The organism is Haloprofundus sp. MHR1 (assembly GCF_005155585.1).
Classification (GTDB): Archaea; Halobacteriota; Halobacteria; order Halobacteriales; family Haloferacaceae; genus Haloprofundus; species Haloprofundus halophilus.
Genome location: NZ_CP039833.1, coordinates 1705544 through 1723704, shown reverse-complemented (window position 1 = coordinate 1723704; position 18161 = coordinate 1705544). Strand labels below are relative to the sequence as shown.

Genomic DNA, 18161 nt, shown 5'->3' with positions numbered 1-18161 from the left:
AATGGCCTACTACGTGGGCGTCGACCTCGGTGCGACGAACGTCCGAGCGGTCGTCGCCGACGACGACGGAACCATCATCGGAAACACGAAACACGGGACGCCGCGCGGCCCGACCGGTATCGCGGTGACCGAAGAGGTGCTCAGCGTCGTCCGCGAGGCCTGCGACGAGGCAGGCGTCGCCCCGACCGACGCCGTCGCCGCGGGCATCGGCTCCATCGGCCCGCTGGACCTCGCCGAGGGCGCGATAGAGCAGCCGGCGAACCTGCCGGACACCATCGACCGCATCCCGCTCACGGGCCCGCTGTCGAAACTGCTGGACACCGACGAGATCTACCTCCACAACGACACGAACGCGGGCGTCATCGGCGAGCGCTTCTACTCGGACCGCAACCCCGACGACATGGTGTATCTCACCATCTCCTCGGGCATCGGCGCGGGCGTCTGCGTCGACGGCGAGGTGCTCAGCGGGTGGGACGGCAACGCGGGCGAGGTCGGCCACATGACCATCGACCCGCACGGTTTCCGCACCTGCGGGTGCGGCCACGACGGTCACTGGGAGGCGTACTGCTCCGGCAACAACATCCCGCGGTACGCGGAGGAACTCCACGCGGAGGACCCCGTCGAGACGGCGCTGCCGGTCGAAGACCCCGACTTCTCCGCCATCGACGTGTTCGAGCACGCGGGCGAGGACGAGTTCGCCGACTACATCGTCGACCAGGTCGGCCACTGGAACGCGATGGGCGTCGCCAACACCATCCACGCCTACGCGCCGCTCGTCGTCTTCATCGGCGGCGCGGTGGCGCTGAACAACCCCGACCTCATCTTAGAGCCCATCCGCCGGAAGATGGACGAGATGGTGTTCATCAACGTCCCCGACATCCAGCTGACGACGCTCGGCGACGACGTCGTGGTCCGCGGGGCGCTCGCGAGCGCGATGACCGGCGGGACGGGCGACCGCACTCGTTTCTGAGGTCACCCTCGCTCAGGTCTCCGAAGGCGGGACGGTCAGCTGGACGAGACGGGCGACTGAACGAGACGGGCGACTAGGCGAGACGGGCGACTGAACGAGACGGTCCCGCACCGGGACGGAGACGCGTCGCTTATTCGCCTGCACGTACAGCACCACCTATGCGCAGACGTGACGTGCTGCGCGGAAGCGCCGCCGCGCTCGGACTCTCGGCCGCACCGGCGCTGACGACGAGTCGCGCCGACGCGCATCCGGGACCGTACCGCCCGTACGGGTTCGTCGACGTCAGGGGTGCGAAAGAGGCCGTCGTCGCGCCCGACGGACAGACCGCGTTCGTCGCCGCCAGCGGCGGGTACGCCGTCGTAGACGTGTCGGTCGCCGACCGCCCGGAACTGCTCGCCGAGCGTCGAGGACTCCTCTCGGACCGAGAGGGCGGTCCGCTGCGTCAGGTGTGGGACGTGAAACACGACGCCGCCAACGAGCGACTCCTCGCCGTCGGACCCGCCAACAGCATCCCGGGCGCGCTCTCGGGACTGCTCGTCGAGGACGTCTCTGACCCGCGGGAGCCGGAGACGCTGGCCTTCTTCGAGACCGACTACCCGATACACAACTGCTACGTCAGCGGCGGCTACGCCTACCTCACCGCCAACGAGTACGACCGAAACCCGCTCGTCGTCGTCGACCTCCGAGGCGACGACCCACGGGAGGTCGGCCGGTGGTCGCTCCTGGACGAGGACGCCGCGTGGGGCGACGTCTCGGCGGGTCGCCGGACCGTCCACGACGTGTGGGTACAGGACGGTGTCGCCTACCTCGCTCACTGGGACGCCGGAACGTGGCTGCTCGACGTTTCGGACCCGACGTCCCCGGAGACGATCGGACCGCTCGAAGGCGCTTCACCGTCCGAACTCGCCGTCTCAGGCGGACAGAGCGCCCGGCGGGAGTCGACCGTGCCGCCGGGTAACGACCACTACGTGGCGACGAACGAGGACGGGACGCTGCTCGGCGTCGGCAAGGAGTCGTGGGCCGAGCGCGCGGGCGAGGGGGACGGCGACGACGAACTGGTCGGCGGCCCCGGCGGCGTCGAACTGTGGGACGTCGCCGACCCGCAGAGCCCACAGAAGCTGTCGACTATCGACCCGCCGCCGACGCCGGACCCGACGTACGGCGGCGTCTGGACCACCGCACACAACTTCGAACTCCGCGACGACCGACTGTACACCTCGTGGTACCGCGGCGGCGTCAAGCGTCACGACGTCACCGACCCGCGGAATCCGGAGGAACTCGCGTGGTGGCGCGAACCGGAGCGAGCGAGTTTCTGGACCGCTCGCCTCGCCGTCCCCGGGGAGACGTTCGTCGCCAGTAGCATGGGCACCGACGACGCGACCGGGCGACTGTACGTCTTCCCCGACCACGCGGGTCAGCAGACGAACCCGCCGTCGCTCGGCGGCAGCCAGTCGGACGGCGTCGACGTGTTGACACCGACACCGAACCCGGAGTCGAGAGCGGGTGCGAGCGACTCCGGGACGCCAGCGAGCGCCGGCGACAGTGACGGCGACGCCGACGGCTCGTCGGCTATCGTCGCACCCGGTTTCGGCGTCGGCACCGCGGTGACGGCGCTCGGCGTCGGCGCGTGGTGGTCGAAGCGACAGACGGGAGTCGCCGGAGCGAGTGACAGGGGCCGCCGAAGCGAGTGACGGGGGCCGCCGGAGCGAGTGACGGGAGTCGCCGGAGCGAGTGACGGGAGGACGTGTCGACGACAGCGCGTTAGGAACTCGCTTCGACGTCGGCGTCGGCCTTCCGGTCGGTCGGGTCGCGCATCTCACCCATCACCTCTTCGAGCGCGTCGGTCGCGGTGAGCAGCCCGACGACTTCGCCGTCCTCCTCGACGAGCGCCAGTTCCTGCTCTGCCTCCTGGAATCGGTCTATCGCCTCGCTCACCGTCGTCCCCGCGTCGAGCGTCAGCGGCGGCGCGGCGATGTCCTCGAACGTCATCTCGCCCGACGAGAGGTCGTCGTAGGCGTTGACGACCGTCGGCGCGTAGACGATGCCGCGGAAGTCCGAAAGCGACTCGCCGGTGAGCGGGAACCGCGTGTGCGGGTTCGCCTCGACGACCGCGAGGTTCTCCTCGACCGAGAACTCCGTCGAGAGCACGGCCGTGTCGTCGACGTCGACCATCACCTCGGAGATCGGCTGTTCGCCGACTTCGAGCGCGTTCATCACCTCTTCGCGACGTTCCTCGGAGAGGTCGCCCGCTTCGAGAATCGACGCCATCTGCCGGCGGAGGTCGGCGCGACTCTCGACCGTGTCCTCTTCGGCCTCGGTCCACGAGCGGGTCAGTTCGACGCCGAACAGTCGGAGCGTCCACTTGGCGACGCCGTCGCCCAGTTTGATGATGGGGTAGATGGACATCGCGAAGTAGTACAGCGGCGTCGCGCCGTACTTACAGACCCACTTGCTGCGTTCGACGCCGAGGTACGTCGGCGTCTGCTCGCCGTGGGTGAGGTGGACGAGGTTGATGATGAGGAACGCGAGAATCGCGCCCGCGCTGATCGAGGCGAGGAACGTCCCTTCGATGTACGGCTCGAAGATGGCCGCCAGCGCCGGTTCGGCGACGATACCGACCGCGATGCTCGTCGCGGTGATACCGACCTGACAGCTCGTGAGGTAGATTTCGAGGCGGTCGGTCATGTCCCACGCTCGTTCGAGCGCCTTCGAACCCTGGAACTCGGACTCGGGGAACTGTCGGACTCGCGTGAGCGCGAACTCGATGGCGACGAAGAAACCGTTCGCCAGAATGAGTAAGAGCCCGGCAATCAACCGGAGCGCGATGACGGGAGCTTCCATGTACCCACACTGTTCGCGATGCAGGGACAAAACAAGCGGGGGCGAAACGGCGTTCGGTCCCGATTATTCACCCGCAATCGCCCGTATCGAACCACAACATACGCATAGGTGGGGGCACAAGAGTCGTCAATGAGCGACGAGACCCTCAAAGAGCAAATCGAGAACTGGATGGTCGGCCAGATGCCCATCATCCAGATGCACGGCGGGACGAGCGTCGTGCGCGAAGCGAACCCGGAGACGGGCGAAGTCGTCGTCGAACTCGGCGGGACTTGCTCGGGGTGCGGCATCAGCAACGTCACCGCGACGAACATCAAAGCCGACCTCATCCGCGACTTCGAGGACGTCCGCGACGTGACGGTGAAGGTCCCGAGCACCGGCGACCAGGGCAGTAGCACGGTCGAAGGTGGTCGCGGCGGGGAGCTGCAGTTCTCCAACGAGTCGGCCGAGCACTTCTGAGCCTCGTAGACGCTCTGGTCTCACGACAAGGTCTCCGTTCGCTGCCCCCTCGCCTTTTTCAGGGATGACGGCGCCAACTGGCCGCGTGCGCTGACCGCCGCGCGAAGTCGGCCGACGCGGGAGCACGGAGCACCGCTTCGCGTCCGAAGACGCCATCCGTCGACGCTCCGTCTGTTCGCCAGTTCTCAGAGCGCCCGCTCTAACGACGACGCGACCCGCCGCGTCTTCTCGGCCAACGTCTCCGAGAGATGACCCGCTTCGACGGCCGCGTCGAGTTCGTCGTCGTCGACGCGTTCGACGCTCCCGTCCGGGTGTTTCACCACGTCGACGTGCAGGTCGACGTAGCGAATCTCGCCGGGGAAGCACTCGACGGGGGTGCAGATGTTGACGTACGTTCCCTTCCGCTCGCCGTCGGCGCCGCGGTAGACCGTCGGATACCACCAGCGGCCCTCCCGGAACTTCGTGAGCGCCGTGTCGCCGCGCTCGCGTTTCGTGCCGAGCGCGTCGTACCGGCCGCCGCCGGACATCGTCCGTTCGACGGCGACCGTCCCCCGCTCGTCGCGTTCTACCACCTCGCCCGACCCGAGCGTGACGAGCCGACCGTCCGGTTTGCCGTGGCCGATACGGACCGAGTCGCCTTCGGCGGGGCCGAACTGGTCGGCGACCACGTCGAACGGGAACTCGCCGTCGCCGTCGTCGAACGTGCAGAGCGCCTCCGCCAGGTCGACGCCCGCACTCGCCGCGTTCGCCGCGGCCTTCGTCCGGTGGTGGCCCGGCATCGTCGTCGACACCTCGCGCCGTAGGTCGTCGAGCGCGAACCGCGACTCGCGGCCGAACCAGACCCACGCGCCCGCGGCGGGAACGACGACACCGGGGTCGCCGACGGGCTCCGAGAGCGCCGCGTCCATCTCCCGTGCACGGTCGCTCGCGCCGTCGAGCGCGTCGCCGAGCGCGGTCATGTCCGCCTCCGTCGCGCTGTGTCGCCAGCGGATGCCCCACCCGTCGGGGACGTCCGGGTCCAACAGGTCGGTCATCCCGACCAGTTCCCGCCCGGCCTCGTCGTCGTGGGTCGCCACCGTCGTCCCCTCCTGTCCGGGGACGAGCGTCACGAGACCGTCGTGGGCGCGAATCTCGGTGTCCAACTGCGGCCGGTCGTCGCTCCACGGCGGCGTCGACGAAGACACTTGGACGCGGAGCGCGTCGCCGGATTCGACGTGGTCGTCGGCGTTGCGGTAGGGGAGGTAGCCGTCGGTCCTGCCGAGATCGACGACGGCACCGCCGCCGAGCGTCTCGCTCACCCGTCCGTCGAACACCGCGCCCTCGGGTGCCGGGTCGTCCCACGCGAACGCGTCGATACCGACGCCGCGGAGTCGGTCGCGAGCGCGGTCGACCGCCGCCGCGTCGCCGGTGACGCCGACGCCCTGTCGGTCGTTCGTCGTCTCGACCGCGACGTCGTGGGTCTCGGCGTCGAACGACTCGTCGAAGCGTCGCCGAATGGGTCCCGACGCCTGTACCACGTCGTCGCCGGCGTCGAGGAACAATCGAGTCAGCGCCGTCGTGTATATACCGCGGACGCGAACGTTCATAGTGCGTCGGCGTCGCGGGCGAACCGCACCCGGTCGTGAACCGTTGGTCCGAGCGTCAGTTCGACCACGTCGTCGGAGAGGATTCGTCCGCCCTCTATGGGAACGCCCCACGAGTCGAACTGGAGGTAGCCGCGCATGCTCGCACCGTGGGTGTAGAGGTCGACGTGGTCGACGACGTGTCGCTGAACGTCGTCGCTGCTGTGGGCCAGCTCCATGTCGGAGTAGAACGTCTCGGCTTCGTCGAAGAACGTCGACAGGGCGTCGGCGTCGTTTGCGACCGTCTCCGCGACGAGGTCCGACGCCTCCCGAATCCGGTCGGTGTCGAGACCGACCTCTCGGAGCGCCGCCTGTGTGCGCGAGTCGAAGTGCATACCGGACGTTGGGCGGGAGGGGTTTTCAGCGTACCTCGTCGGCGGTTCCGCCGAACGCGAACCGTCTCGGTCGGTCCGAGGAGGCCCAAAAGATTTGATGATTCCGGGTGACATAGCCGTATGACGAACGAACGGGACCCTATCGAACGGGCGTCGGCGGGGTCGCTCGACCTCTACGACGTGTCGACGTGGGAGGAACGCAGCTCTCTCGACGGTCTCTCCGTCGCGATCTGGAACCTCGCGACGACGGTGTTTCGCGTCGCCATCGTCCTCGTCGCGCTGTTGTTGCTCGTCGGTATCGGAGGACTCACGATGTTTTCGACGCCGGAGGTGGGAGTACTCACCGCCCTCTCAGTGATACCTGCCCTCGCGTTGGCCGGTTACGTGTACTACTCGGACGTGACCAGTAACGAACCGCTTTCGTTGCTGGTCGCGACGTTCCTGCTCGGGGTGCTGACGGCGAACTTCGCGGCGCTCGTCAACAGCGTCTTGAACCCGTACTTCCAGCTGCTCCCCATCGTGGGGTCGGTGCTGTTTTTCTTCCTCGTCGTCGGTCCCGTCGAGGAGACGGTGAAACTGCTCGCGGTACGGCTGTACGCCTACCGGAGCGACCGGTTCAACGCCGTCATCGACGGCGCGGTGTACGGGGCGATGGCCGGACTCGGCTTCGCGACCATCGAGAACGCGCTGTACATCACGCAGGGCGTCGAACCGGCCCAGTTGGAGTTCGGTCTCGAACTCATCGGCGTCGGCGGCGAGATAACGGCCGTCAGAGCGCTCGCCGGCCCCGGGCACGTCATCTACTCGGCGTTCGCGGGCTACTATCTCGGTCTCGCCAAGTTCAACAGCGAGAACGGCGGTCCGATAATCGTCAAGGGGTTGCTCATCGCGGCGTTCATCCACGCGACGTACAACACCACTGTCGGTGTCGGGTCGGGACTCGTCTGGCTGTTCATGCAGACGGTCGTTCCGTTCAGCGTACCGCAACTGGTCGCCTACCTCGGATACGTCATCCTCTACGACGGCTTCTTCGGGTACCTGCTCTACCGCAAGATCAAGCGGTACCGGAACACCTACTGGGCGGTTCACGACGACGAAACCGTTCGCGACGAGAGCGCCGTCAAGAAATCGACGTAATCGACGGATAGAGCGCGTATTAGCGCGTTTCGGCGACGGCGGCGCACCGACCCACCCACAAAGAATATGTACTGTCATGCCATAGCACGACCTGTATGGCATCCGCACCCAGCGACGACGTATTCGACCAGTTCTTAGCCGACCGTGGTCACGAGACGGAACCGCAACGCTGGGACCGATCCTATAACAAGAAGCAGTGTCCGGAGTGCGGAGCGCTCCACGACGACACCGAGGACGCCGTAACGTGTGCCGTCTGCGGATGGGACCCCTACGCCTGAGTTCGGTTCCCCGCCGTTTTTTGCGCACGACTCTCTCCCCCGAGCGTCAGCGGTGCGACCCGACGGAGGTCGAAGACCGGTCGAGAACCGTTCGAGGACCGCGTTCACGCCGCCGAGAGAAGCCACGTGGTTTATCACACCGTAGGGCGTGAAACGGGATAATGGCTGAGACAGCGCCCACCGTCACCCGACTGTTCGGTGGCCCGGGCAGCGGGAAAACCACCGCTCTCCTCAATCGCGTCGAAGAGTTGCTCGAAGAAGACGACGTGGAGTTCCGCGACATCCTCGTCGTCTCCTACACCCGTGCAGCGGCACAGGAGGTCAGGGACCGCCTCGCCGAGCGTCTCGATATCTCGCCCCGTGCGCTCCAGGGCAACGTCTGTACGATGCACGCGAAGGCGTACGAACTGCTCAACCTCTCGCGCGGCGACGTCGTCGGCGAGAAGAACAAACAGGAGTTCTGCGAGGAGTTCGGCCTCGAATACGAGGACGAGTACGGCGGAAAGGGCCGCCGAACCGCGCGTTCGACGACCATCGGGAACAAGGTCATCGCCACGAGTCAGTGGCTCCAACGAACTCAGCGCGACGTCGCCGACTGGTACGACGTTCCATTCCAGTGGAACGTCGAGAAAGTCCGGCTCCCGCCCGAGATAGACCCCAACGCGCAGGAGGGCAACAAGTACACGCCGACGTGGCCCTCCTCGGACGACCGCGTCGACATCCCCGAGGCGATTCGCGCGTGGCGCAACTACAAGGGGCAGAACGGGCTCGTCGGCTTCGCCGACATGCTCCAGCGGGTGAAACAGCGCTCGCTGCTCCCGAGCGTCGACTACCTCGTCATCGACGAGTTCCAGGACATCACGACGCTGCAGTACGAGGTGTACGAGGAGTGGAAACCGCATATGAAACGCGTGCTCATCGCCGGCGACGACGACCAGGTCGTCTACGCGTGGCAGGGCGCCGACCCCAACCTCCTCCTCGACGCCGAGCGCGACGAGGACGAGGTGCTGCCGAACTCCTACCGTCTCCCCTCTCGCATCCTCAACGTCGTCAACCGCGAGATTCGACACATCGACAAGCGTCAGGAGAAAGACCTCAAACCGAGAAAGGAGGGCGGCGTCGTCGAAGCCGTCGAGAGCCCGTCGATGCTCAACCTCGTCCGCAACGTCCGCTACACGGTCCAAGAGGACGACGGCGACATCATGCTCCTGTTCCGGGCGCGCTACCAGATGTTCCAGTTCATCGACGACTTCATCAAAGAGGGCATCCCGTTCAGCGTGCTCACCGACCAGCGGATGTGGACCGACCGCCTCACCCAGTACGTCCGCGCCGTCGAGCGCCTAGAGAACGAAGAACCCATCACCGGACTGCAGGCGCGCCGGCTCGCCGACATGCTGCAGGAGTCGGCGTTCGGGTCGAACGACCGCGACGACCTCTACGACCTCGTCGACGAGTACGAGGAGGAGAGCGAGACCGACGACCTCGCCGAGATCGAGATTCCGATCGACGAGATCAAGAACTTCGCACCGTTCCTCCCCGACTCGGCCTCCGCGAGCGACATGGTCCGGAAGGTGACGAGCTTCCAGCGGAAATCCATCAAGGCGTACTTCGAGGGGAAGTACGCGGGGATGGACCCCAACCGCGTCCGTATCGGCACCATCCACTCCGCGAAGGGTCGCGAAGCCGACCACGTGTTCGTCGCCACCGACCTCACCGAGAAGGTCGTCGAGCAGATGGCCGCCACCGTCGAGCAGGAAGGCATCGAAATCGACGGCGTCGACGAGTTCACGAAGACGACGAGTCCGGTTCCGGTGCTCACGAACAACGAGCGCCGCGTGTTCTACGTCGGGATGAGCCGCGCGCGCGAGCGGCTCGTTCTCCTCGAAAATCTCGTCGACGGCGCGCCGACGCTCCCCATCAGCGTCCTCCTGCACAACGAACTCCGCGACGAACCCGTCGAGGAGATGCTGGAGCAGGCCCAGGAACCGCCGGCGCCGGAACCCGAACCGTAGGCGATGGCCGACGAGTCGGAGGCGAGCGGCGGAGGAGCGCAGAACCCGGCCGCGTCGTGGCCGGAGCGACCCAGTACCGACTACGGGTTTCTGGAGCGGACGCTCGGCGACGCTTCCGCCGACGCGTTCGTCCACGTCGGCGACCGCTTCGACGACGATATGCGGTATCTCACCCGGTTTTCGGGACCGGACCGCGACTTCGCGTTCGTCTTCGTCGCCGACACCGCGGGCGGAGACGCCACGTCCACGCTCTGCGCGCCCGCCCTCTTCGAAGCGCAGGCGAATAGGGAGTTCCCCGGCGACGAGGTGCGGATGGAGAACGTCGGCGACCCGGCGGGCGAACGCGCTCGCGCCGTGCTCGACGAGGCGCTCGGCGGCGACGGCACCGTCCTCGTCCCGCAGGGGATTCCGCACGACGCCGCGCTCTACCTCGAACGCGCGGGCTACGAACTCCGGTCGACGAGCGCCGTCGCCGACGCGCGAGCGGTGAAGACCGAGTCGGAGTTGGACTGTCTCCGCCGCGTCCAGCGGGCGACGGCCCGCGGGATGGCTCGGGCGGAGACGATTCTCGCGGAATCGACCGCCGACGGCGACGAGCTTCTGTGGGAGGGCGGGCCGCTGTCGACGGAGCGCCTGCGTCGACAGGTGAACGCCACGTTGGCCGCCTACGGCGTCCGCGACGCGGGCAACACGGTTATCGGCGCGGGGCCGTCGTGTGCGGACCTACACTTCACCGGTACCGACGGCATCGCGCCGGGCGAGACGGTGCTCTTGGACATCTCGCCGCGCGGCCCGCACGGCTACTACGGCGACCTGACGCGGACGTTCGTCGTCGACGGCGACGGCGGGTGGGAGCGCCGCGCCTACGTCGCCGTCGAGGCCGCACAGAACGCGGCGTTCGACGAACTCGACGCGGGCGCGGGCGTCGCCGCGAGCACGGTCCACGAGGAGGCCGCCGCCGAGATCGCCGCCTACGGTTTCTCGGTCGGCGAGGAGCCCGGATTCACCCACGGCACGGGTCACGGCGTCGGCGTCAGTCTCCACGAAGCGCCGTCGTTGCGGGCGGACGCGCCGCTGGAGGCCGGGATGGTCGTCACGGTGGAACCGGGCGTCTACGACTCCTCGCAGGGCGGCGTCCGCATCGAGGACCTGGTCGTGGTGACGGAGGACGGCTACGAGGTTCTCGCGGCGTATCCGACGGGTATCGTCCCGCAGGAACGCTGAGACACACTACTCCTCCTTCTCGCGCGTTTCGCTCTTCTCGGGGTTCTTGACCGCCGAGCCGACGGCCTTCTCGGCGGCTTTGCCGGGGATGTCGTCGGGCGTCGTGACGTAGCGCGGGACGAGCACCATCGCCGCGGCGACGGCCAAGAGGGCGACGCCGAACAGCGTCTCGCCGCTCGCGAGTTGCTCGATACCGTAAATCGCCACCGGGATGGCGAAGACGAGCGTCGCCGCCAGTCCGATAGTGTCCAAGATTCCGAGCGCCATTGCTCGCTGTATCCGGCGCGGGGAGAAAAGGGCGACGAGTGCGACCCGGTCGAACCCGCCGTCACCTGCGCCCCGTGACCGAACACAACGCTTTCACGCCGTTGCCGCGAATTCGGGCGCATGTTCACCGGAATCGTCGAGCGCACGGGCGAAGTGACGGCAGTCGAAGACGCCGAGGGCGGGCGTCGCCTCCGAATCAGCGCGCCGGAGTTCGACGACCTGCACCACGGCCAGTCCATCAGCGTCAGCGGCGTCTGTCTCACCGTCGAGGAGTTCGAAAATGCTGGTAAAGACGCCTGGTTCTCGGTGTTCCTCGCCGCGGAGACGGTCGATAAGACGTATCTGGGCGAAATCGGGAAGGGTGACGTGGTGAACCTCGAGCGCGCGCTGGCGGCGGACGGCCGATTCGACGGCCACGTCGTGCAGGGCCACGTCGACGCGACGACCGAGGTGACGGGAATCGAGCAGGTGGGCGACGACTGGCGCTTCGAGTTCGCGATGCCCAAGGGGATGAGCCAGTACGTCGTCTCGAAGGGGTCGATAACGCTCGACGGGATTAGTCTGACCGTGGCGGAGCGGACGCCGGAGTCCGTCGCAGTTGCGATCATCCCGACGACGTACGAACTGACGACGCTCTCGGAGAAAGACGTGGGCGATTCGGTTCACGTCGAAGTCGACGTGGTGGCGAAGTACGTCGAGAGCATGTTGGAGGGGTATCGGCCGGAGTAGAAACGAGAGAGAAGAGGTCTCTGTCAGTCCGTGAGTGCGAACAGTCCCTCGTATCCACCGACAAACAACGTTCCGTCGGCCGCAATCGCGGGTGTGTGAAGGGAACGTTCCGGTTGGAACTTCCACAGGAGCGCTCCGTCCGCCGATGAGAGCGCGTATAATCCGTGTTCGGTCGTCCCCTTCGTCCGACTGTTGACGCAGAGCACTCCGTCGAAAAGCGTGACATCGCGTACCCACTCATCGAGACTGACGCTCCAGTGTTCGTCACCGTCTCCGGTAGTCACGGCCGAGACGCGACCGTCGTCGCACCCGAAGAAAACCAACTCGTCCGTCGCTACGGGTGGTTTGTATATCTGCTCACCCCGTTGGAGGCTCCAGATTACCGAACCGGTCGCCACGTCGAGTGCAAAGAGCGTCCCCTCTTTGGTCCCGACAAACACGGAGTTTCGAACAGCCACCGGAGAGGTCAGTCTCTGCCCGAGGCTCGCTTCCCAGACGAACCGGCCGGTTTCCTTTTCGAGCGCCCTCAGTCGACCGCTTTGTGGGACAAGTACCGTTTCGTCGGTGACAGTCACCGCGGCGTCAGTCTGTTCGCCACTGTCGTACTGCCAGAGTTGCGTTCCATCCCCCGCGTCGATAGCACACACCCCTGTTCTGAATCCAGCGTAGACGACGCCATCCGCAACGGCGGGGGTGTACATGAACGGCCCGTCGACTTGCCATCGTTCGCGTCCGTCGGCGGTATCGAGCGCGTGTATGTTCCCCGCGTGCGCAGCAGTGCCGTCGGGCACGTAGAGCGTCTGTCCATCGATCGTCGGAGAGGCCCGGAAATTCCCGAATCGGTCGAGGTTGACCGACCATCGGACTGCACCGGTACCTGCGTCGAGCGCGACGACGTTCGGGTCGTCACCGTAGTATTCGCTCTCGTAGTTGAGGTAAACGGTCCCATCGGTGGCCACGGGCGACTGGAAGAGTCCCTTTCGCAGCCCGTCGTACTGCCACCGAACCATCGGCTCACTGTCGGGGACTGAACAATCAGGCGCGTGGCCCGTCCGTCGAGCGTCGTGTCCTTCTGTCGGCCAACAGTCCATCTTCTGCCCACTCGGGCCCTCAGTAAATACTTGTTCCGAGTGTGTCAGTTCTCCGCGTTTCTACAACCCGTACAGTTCCTCGAACTTCTCGGTCACGTACTCGGAGAAGTACTCCGCCGTCAACGGCTCGCCCGTCGCTTCTTCGACCAACTCGTCCGTCGGATACCGCTTGCCGTGGCTGTGGACGTTCTCGGTGAGCCACTCCCACAGCGGCGCGAACTCGCCGTCGCGAATCATCCCGTCGACGTCGTCGAACTCCTCGCGGATGGTCGCGTCCAACTGCGCGGCGAACACGCTCCCGATGGTGTAGTTCTGGAACGACGCGAACCAACTCGACCAGTGGATGTCCTGTAGGCAACCCTCCGCATCGCTGTCGGGGCGGATGCCGAGATACTCCTCGAACGTGTCGCCCCACACCTCGGGCACGTCTTCGACGTCGATTTCTCCGGCGACGAGCTGACGCTCGATTTCGAACCGGAGGATGATGTGGAGGTGGTAGGTGGCTTCGTCGGCTTCCACCCGAATCAGGTTGTCCGGCTTGATTCGATTGGCCGCGGCGTAGGCGCTCTCGGCGGTCACGTCGTCGGTGTCTGACAGGTGTGATTCGACTTCGGGCAGGAAAAACTCCCAGAACGCCCGCGTGCGGCCGACGTGGTTCTCCCAGTAGCGCGACTGGGACTCGTGAATCCCGCTGGAGACTGACTCGCCGAGCGGCGTCGCGTACGCGTCGTCCGGGAGGCCGAGTTGGTAGGAGGCGTGACCGAACTCGTGGATAGTCGCCATCAGCGCGTCCAGCGGGTCGTCGTCGTGGTATCGCGTCGTCACGCGGGCGTCGAACTGCGTGCCGAACGTGAACGGGTGCGCGGAGGTGTCGAGCCGCCCCCGTTCCTCGGGGTAGCCGAAGGCGTCGAGCGCGGCTTCCGAGAGCGCTTTCTGGGCGTCGTCGGGGTAGGTGCTCGTGAACGGCGTCGGCAGGTCGTCGCCGTTCTCTCGCACGTCGTCGATAAGCGGAATCAGCGTCTCGCGGAGGTCCGAGAACACTTCCTCGACCTTCGAGAGCGGGAGGTGCGGTTCGCGGTCCTCGAACATCACCTCGAAGGGGTCGCGGTCGGGGTCGATGTGGCCGGCGCGCTCGCGGTGGAGGTCCAGAAGCGTCTGGAGGTGTGGCGCGAAGGTATCGAAGTCGTCGTTCTCCTTCGCCTCCTGCCACGCCTCGTGCGCCTCGGCCTGTGCCTTCGTGAGCTCCTCGACGAGGTCGCTCGGGACGTTCGCGGCGCGCTCGTGTTGGCGTCGAATCTCGCGAACGACGGCCGTTTGGTCGTCGTCGAGCTCGTCCTCGTCGACGGCGTCGAGCGCCTCGGCGAGGTCGTCACTCGTCAGGAGGTCGTGGTGAACCGCGGAGAGCGCGGACTGCTGTTCGGCGCGGGCGGGCGCGCCGCCCTTCGGCATCATCACGTGCTGGTCCCACATGAGGTAGCCGGAGGCGTGGTCGACGTTCGAGATTCGCTCGTACTGGCTGAGGAGGTCGTCGTACGCCTCGGCTGTCTCGTCGGAGGATGACATGGCTCGTGGTTACTTGGGAGCGACATGAACGTCCGGGCACCGGCAGTTCGTGTTTCTTCAAATCTGGTGGTGGTCGTGTTCGGAGAGATGGTGGTCGAGTTCGGCTGGTCAGAGTGTAGAAGACTGCTGCCGAGTCACACCGAGACGACCGCACCGCCACCGCCCGCCTCGGCCCTCCCCAGCCTCGTCGGGCGCATGAACGCGCCCGACTCCCTCACGCATCTGTCGCGCTCACGGAGGAGCGCTCCGGCGCGCGCCACGGCGCGGCGCTGTCCGCGCCGTACCGTGCGAGGGATGAGCGAACGAAGTGAGCGAATCGGTTGGGGAGGCCGTGGCGGCGGCTGTCTCGATGCGCCCGGCTACCGTGCGGTCGCCACTGCGTTCGATGTGGTGCGAAAGCTCACACGAACGACTCCGAGAAAAGAAACGAAACTCCCGAACCCGACTTACGCCGAATCGAGGTCGTACAGTTCGCCGTACTTTTCGGTCACGTAGTCGAGGAAGTAGTCGGCGACGAAGTCCTCGCCCGTCGCCTCGACGACGAGGTCGTTCGTCTCGTAGCGCTGGCCGTGGCTGTGGACGTTCGCCGTGAGCCACTCGTGGAGGTCGTCGAACTCGCCGTCCCGAATCTGTCCTTCGAGGTCGTCGATATCCTCTTCAGCGGCCGCAAACAGCTGCGCGGCCATCACGCTGCCGAGCGAGTACGTCGGGAAGTAGCCGAAGTTGCCGTGGCTCCAGTGGATGTCTTGCAGACAGCCCTCCGAATCCGTCTCGGGCCGAATCCCCAGATACTCCTCGTACTTGTCGTTCCACGCCTCGGGAACGTCCTCCACGTCGAGTTCGCCCGAAACGAGCATCCGCTCGATTTCGAAGCGGATGATGATGTGCATGTGATAGGTAAGCTCGTCCGCCTCGACGCGAATCAGGTTGTCCTCGTACACCTGGTTGGCGGCCTCGTACGCCTCCTCGACGGTGACGTCCTCGGACTGCGGGAAGTGCTCTTGGAACGTCGGGAGGAACTGCTGCCAGAACGCCTTCGAGCGGCCGACGTGGTTCTCCCAGAGCCGCGACTGCGACTCGTGGACCGAGAGGTCACGCGCCTCGCCGAGCGGCGTGCCGTACGCCTCGTCCGGCAGGCCGTGGGTGTACGTCGCGTGACCGAACTCGTGGATAGTCGAGAAGACGGCCCCGAGCGGGTCGGACTCGTCGAAGCGCGTCGTCACGCGAGCGTCGAACATCGTCCCCGTCGAGAACGGGTGCGGCGCGACGTCGATGCGGCCGCGTTCCCACGGGTAGCCGAGCGTGTCGAGCGTATCGCGCGACAGTTCCATCTGCTCGTCCTCGTCGAACGTGCCCGCGAAGGCATCCGTCGCCAAATCGGTCTCCGACTCGCGGATCTCCTCGATCATCGGAACGAGCGTCTCGCGGACCTCGTCGAGAATCGCCTCGGCCTGTTCGAGCGGGAGGTACGGCTCGAACTCCGCGAACAGCACCTCGTAGGGGTCCTTGTCGGGGTCGATGTGCTCGGCGTACTCGCGCTTGAGTTCGACGTGTCGCTCCAGAAGCGGGGCGAACTTCGAGAAGTCGTTCTCGGCTTTCGCCTCCTTCCAGGCGGGCAGCGCCTCCGAGGAGGTCTCCGAGATCTCCTGGACGAGTTCGGTCGGGACGCGCGCGGCGCGTTCGAACTCGCGGCGGACCTCACGGACGACCGCCGCCTGTTCGTCGGAGAGCTCCTCGCCCTCCAACTCCTCGAGCAGTTCGCCGATGCCGTCCTCGACGAGCAGTTCGTGGCTGATCGCCGACAGCGTCGAGAGCTGCTGGGAGCGCGCGGGCGTCCCCTCGTCGGGCATCATCACCTGCTGGTCCCAGCCGAGCACGCCCGCCGCGTTCTGGACGTTCGAGATTCGTTTGACTTTCTCTACCAGTTCGCCGTACGCCTCGGGCGCGGACTCGGTGGAGGCTTCGGTTGCCATCGTCCACCCTTTCGAATCGATACTAATTAAACGGATGTTTCCGGTCGTCGGGGCCGGTTTTACTCGGCGAGCAAGAGTCGGAGTAGCGGACGTTTCGGCGTCGAAAACGGGCGCTTCCCCAGCGGCGAGAGTTTCGTCCCACGACATCTGAGCAGCGTCTGCGCTGCTTGCAGCGGTCGCCGAACTGGCAGCAGGTGACCATATAATCCCCGCCACCGCCTCTCCGCTGGGGGAGCGAGACGATGGCGACGAAACCAACGAGAGACGAAGCGGAGTACGAAACGTTAGAACAGAGCGTCCACGGCGAAGTTCTCCGACCCGGGGACGACGGGTACGACGAGGCGCGGTCGGTCTGGAACGCGATGGTCGACCGAAAGCCGGCGGTCGTCGTCCGACCCAGCGGAGCGGCCGACGTGGTTACGGCGGTCGGGTTCGCCCGCGACCACGGCCTCGATTTGGCCGTCAAGGGCGGCGGACACAACGTGGCGGGGAGCGCGGTCTGCGACGACGGACTCGTCATCGACCTCTCTTCGATGTCGTCGGTTCGAGTGGACCCGGCGTCGCGAACCGCCCGCGTCGGGCCGGGTGCGACGATGGCGGACCTCGACCACGAGACGCAGGCGTTCGGTTTCGCCACGCCCGGCGGCGTCATCTCGACGACCGGGGTCGCCGGGGTCACCCTCGGCGGCGGGATGGGGTGGCTCAGCCGCAAGTACGGCCTGAGCGTCGACAACCTCCGGTCGGTCGACCTCGTCACCGCCGACGGCGAGTTGGTGCGCGCGAGCGACGACGAGAACCCCGACCTCTTCTGGGCAGTCCGCGGCGGGAGCGGGAACTTCGGCGTCGTCACCTCCTTCGAGTTCGAACTCCACGAGGTCGGTCCCGAGGTTCTCTTCGGGCCGGTGGTCTACGCCTACGACGACGCACCCGACGTGCTCGCACACTACAACAGATTCGCCGCCGACGCACCGCGCGAGTGCAGCGTGTGGGTGAACAGCGCGGCGGCGCCGCCGCTGGAGTTCCTCCCGGAGGACGTTCACGGAACGACGGTGCTGATACTGCTGGCGTTCTACGCCGGCGACCTCGACGCGGGCGAAGCGGCGCTCGAACCGCTCCGCGAGTACGGCGACCCCATCGCCGACGTCGTCGCACCGATGCCCTACGCGGCGGCCCAGCGCACCTTCGACGATCTCTACGCGCCGGGCGCGCGGAACTACTGGAAGGCGGCCAACTTCACGGACCTCACCGACCGCACGATACACACCATGGTCGAGTACGCCGGTCGCTTCCCGACGCCGCAGTCCGAGATTCTCATCCACCAGGTCGGCGGCGCGGTCAACGACGTCGCCTCGGAGGCGACCGCCTACCCGCACCGAGACGCCGAGTTCGTCGTGAACGTCGCCGCTCGCTGGGAGGAGCCGTCGCGGGACGACGAGTGCGTCGCGTGGGTGCGGGAGTGTCACGACGCGCTCGCCGAGGAGGCGACCGACGGGACGTACGTCAACTTCGAGGGCGACAGCGAGGGCCGCGAACGCAACGCCTACGGCGGGAACTACGACCGTCTCGTCGAGGCGAAAACCGAGTACGACCCGGGGAACGTCTTCCGGTCGACGCAGAACGTGAAACCGGCGGGGTAGGAGCGTACGCGACGCAGGACGGGCGT

The 18161-nt window shown here is 66.5% G+C and carries 16 protein-coding genes; 9 read left to right on the top strand and 7 right to left on the bottom strand.

Features of this window, described 5'->3' with window-relative positions; translation table 11 throughout:
* Nucleotide 1 precedes the first annotated feature (1 nt).
* Nucleotides 2-970 (top strand): ROK family protein, encoded by a 969-nt coding sequence (locus FCF25_RS08700; RefSeq protein WP_117592979.1) that lies wholly within the window; start codon nucleotides 2-4, stop codon nucleotides 968-970.
* 158 nt (nucleotides 971-1128) lie between these two features.
* On the top strand, nucleotides 1129-2661 hold the full coding sequence (locus FCF25_RS08695) for an LVIVD repeat-containing protein (protein WP_137048220.1): 1533 nt from the start codon (nucleotides 1129-1131) through the stop codon (nucleotides 2659-2661).
* A 70-nt stretch (nucleotides 2662-2731) separates the two neighbouring features.
* Here the strand turns inward: FCF25_RS08695 and FCF25_RS08690 are convergent, their stop codons facing one another.
* Nucleotides 2732-3811, bottom strand: a complete 1080-nt coding sequence (locus FCF25_RS08690; RefSeq protein ID WP_117592985.1) for a CNNM domain-containing protein — start codon at nucleotides 3809-3811, stop codon at nucleotides 2732-2734.
* Nucleotides 3812-3940: 129 nt separating this feature from the next.
* Between FCF25_RS08690 and FCF25_RS08685 the strand changes: the two genes are divergently transcribed.
* Nucleotides 3941-4267 (top strand): NifU family protein, encoded by a 327-nt coding sequence (locus tag FCF25_RS08685; protein ID WP_117592987.1) that lies wholly within the window; start codon nucleotides 3941-3943, stop codon nucleotides 4265-4267.
* A gap of 185 nt (nucleotides 4268-4452) precedes the next feature.
* Here the strand turns inward: FCF25_RS08685 and FCF25_RS08680 are convergent, their stop codons facing one another.
* The gene (locus FCF25_RS08680) at nucleotides 4453-5853 is read right to left on the bottom strand and encodes a DUF402 domain-containing protein (RefSeq protein WP_137048219.1); all 1401 of its coding nucleotides are present in this window, start codon (nucleotides 5851-5853) and stop codon (nucleotides 4453-4455) included.
* Nucleotides 5850-6224, bottom strand: coding sequence for a hypothetical protein (locus FCF25_RS08675; protein ID WP_137048217.1), 375 nt, complete (start codon nucleotides 6222-6224; stop codon nucleotides 5850-5852). Before FCF25_RS08675 ends, FCF25_RS08680 begins: the two co-directional genes overlap by 4 nt.
* Nucleotides 6225-6344: 120 nt before the next feature.
* Here FCF25_RS08675 and FCF25_RS08670 point away from each other — a divergent pair, with 120 nt between their 5' ends.
* The 4 genes from FCF25_RS08670 to FCF25_RS08655 all read left to right on the top strand — a co-directional run bounded on the left by FCF25_RS08670 (nucleotide 6345) and on the right by FCF25_RS08655 (nucleotide 10875).
* Complete coding sequence (locus FCF25_RS08670; RefSeq protein WP_117592993.1) at nucleotides 6345-7361, top strand: PrsW family intramembrane metalloprotease; 1017 nt, start codon at nucleotides 6345-6347, stop codon at nucleotides 7359-7361.
* A gap of 95 nt (nucleotides 7362-7456) precedes the next feature.
* A complete protein-coding gene (locus FCF25_RS08665) occupies nucleotides 7457-7639 on the top strand; it encodes an HVO_0416 family zinc finger protein (RefSeq protein ID WP_117592996.1) in 183 nt (60 codons plus the stop codon).
* A gap of 161 nt (nucleotides 7640-7800) precedes the next feature.
* Nucleotides 7801-9651: a UvrD-helicase domain-containing protein gene (locus FCF25_RS08660; protein WP_137048215.1), complete on the top strand. Its 1851-nt coding sequence runs from the start codon at nucleotides 7801-7803 to the stop codon at nucleotides 9649-9651.
* A gap of 3 nt (nucleotides 9652-9654) precedes the next feature.
* A complete protein-coding gene (locus FCF25_RS08655) occupies nucleotides 9655-10875 on the top strand; it encodes a Xaa-Pro peptidase family protein (protein WP_137048213.1) in 1221 nt (406 codons plus the stop codon).
* 6 nt (nucleotides 10876-10881) lie between these two features.
* On the opposite strand, the gene FCF25_RS08650 is transcribed toward FCF25_RS08655, so the two are convergent.
* The gene (locus tag FCF25_RS08650) at nucleotides 10882-11142 is read right to left on the bottom strand and encodes a hypothetical protein (protein ID WP_137048212.1); all 261 of its coding nucleotides are present in this window, start codon (nucleotides 11140-11142) and stop codon (nucleotides 10882-10884) included.
* Between the two features lie 120 nt (nucleotides 11143-11262).
* Here FCF25_RS08650 and FCF25_RS08645 point away from each other — a divergent pair, with 120 nt between their 5' ends.
* Nucleotides 11263-11871 (top strand): riboflavin synthase, encoded by a 609-nt coding sequence (locus tag FCF25_RS08645; protein ID WP_137048210.1) that lies wholly within the window; start codon nucleotides 11263-11265, stop codon nucleotides 11869-11871.
* 23 nt (nucleotides 11872-11894) lie between these two features.
* Here the strand turns inward: FCF25_RS08645 and FCF25_RS08640 are convergent, their stop codons facing one another.
* The 3 genes from FCF25_RS08640 to FCF25_RS08630 all read right to left on the bottom strand — a co-directional run bounded on the left by FCF25_RS08640 (nucleotide 11895) and on the right by FCF25_RS08630 (nucleotide 16498).
* On the bottom strand, nucleotides 11895-12881 hold the full coding sequence (locus FCF25_RS08640; RefSeq protein WP_168191225.1) for a PQQ-like beta-propeller repeat protein: 987 nt from the start codon (nucleotides 12879-12881) through the stop codon (nucleotides 11895-11897).
* A gap of 141 nt (nucleotides 12882-13022) precedes the next feature.
* Complete coding sequence (locus FCF25_RS08635) at nucleotides 13023-14525, bottom strand: carboxypeptidase M32 (RefSeq protein ID WP_137048207.1); 1503 nt, start codon at nucleotides 14523-14525, stop codon at nucleotides 13023-13025.
* A 446-nt stretch (nucleotides 14526-14971) separates the two neighbouring features.
* Nucleotides 14972-16498 carry a carboxypeptidase M32 gene (locus tag FCF25_RS08630; RefSeq protein ID WP_137048205.1) on the bottom strand — a complete coding sequence of 509 codons (1527 nt, stop codon included), beginning with the start codon at nucleotides 16496-16498 and terminating at the stop codon, nucleotides 14972-14974.
* Nucleotides 16499-16740: 242 nt separating this feature from the next.
* On the opposite strand from FCF25_RS08630, the gene FCF25_RS08625 reads away from it, so the two are divergent.
* Nucleotides 16741-18135 carry an FAD-binding oxidoreductase gene (locus tag FCF25_RS08625; protein WP_137048203.1) on the top strand — a complete coding sequence of 465 codons (1395 nt, stop codon included), beginning with the start codon at nucleotides 16741-16743 and terminating at the stop codon, nucleotides 18133-18135.
* The last annotated feature ends 26 nt before the right edge of the window (nucleotides 18136-18161 follow it).

Coding starts and splice junctions, on each gene's coding strand:
- FCF25_RS08700 (WP_117592979.1), top strand. CDS start 2: ATGGCCTACTACGTGGGCGTCGACCTCGGTGCGACGAACGTCCGAGCG.
- FCF25_RS08695 (WP_137048220.1), top strand. CDS start 1,129: ATGCGCAGACGTGACGTGCTGCGCGGAAGCGCCGCCGCGCTCGGACTC.
- FCF25_RS08690 (WP_117592985.1), bottom strand. CDS start 3,811: ATGGAAGCTCCCGTCATCGCGCTCCGGTTGATTGCCGGGCTCTTACTC.
- FCF25_RS08685 (WP_117592987.1), top strand. CDS start 3,941: ATGAGCGACGAGACCCTCAAAGAGCAAATCGAGAACTGGATGGTCGGC.
- FCF25_RS08680 (WP_137048219.1), bottom strand. CDS start 5,853: ATGAACGTTCGCGTCCGCGGTATATACACGACGGCGCTGACTCGATTG.
- FCF25_RS08675 (WP_137048217.1), bottom strand. CDS start 6,224: ATGCACTTCGACTCGCGCACACAGGCGGCGCTCCGAGAGGTCGGTCTC.
- FCF25_RS08670 (WP_117592993.1), top strand. CDS start 6,345: ATGACGAACGAACGGGACCCTATCGAACGGGCGTCGGCGGGGTCGCTC.
- FCF25_RS08665 (WP_117592996.1), top strand. CDS start 7,457: ATGGCATCCGCACCCAGCGACGACGTATTCGACCAGTTCTTAGCCGAC.
- FCF25_RS08660 (WP_137048215.1), top strand. CDS start 7,801: ATGGCTGAGACAGCGCCCACCGTCACCCGACTGTTCGGTGGCCCGGGC.
- FCF25_RS08655 (WP_137048213.1), top strand. CDS start 9,655: ATGGCCGACGAGTCGGAGGCGAGCGGCGGAGGAGCGCAGAACCCGGCC.
- FCF25_RS08650 (WP_137048212.1), bottom strand. CDS start 11,142: ATGGCGCTCGGAATCTTGGACACTATCGGACTGGCGGCGACGCTCGTC.
- FCF25_RS08645 (WP_137048210.1), top strand. CDS start 11,263: ATGTTCACCGGAATCGTCGAGCGCACGGGCGAAGTGACGGCAGTCGAA.
- FCF25_RS08640 (WP_168191225.1), bottom strand. CDS start 12,881: ATGGTTCGGTGGCAGTACGACGGGCTGCGAAAGGGACTCTTCCAGTCG.
- FCF25_RS08635 (WP_137048207.1), bottom strand. CDS start 14,525: ATGTCATCCTCCGACGAGACAGCCGAGGCGTACGACGACCTCCTCAGC.
- FCF25_RS08630 (WP_137048205.1), bottom strand. CDS start 16,498: ATGGCAACCGAAGCCTCCACCGAGTCCGCGCCCGAGGCGTACGGCGAA.
- FCF25_RS08625 (WP_137048203.1), top strand. CDS start 16,741: ATGGCGACGAAACCAACGAGAGACGAAGCGGAGTACGAAACGTTAGAA.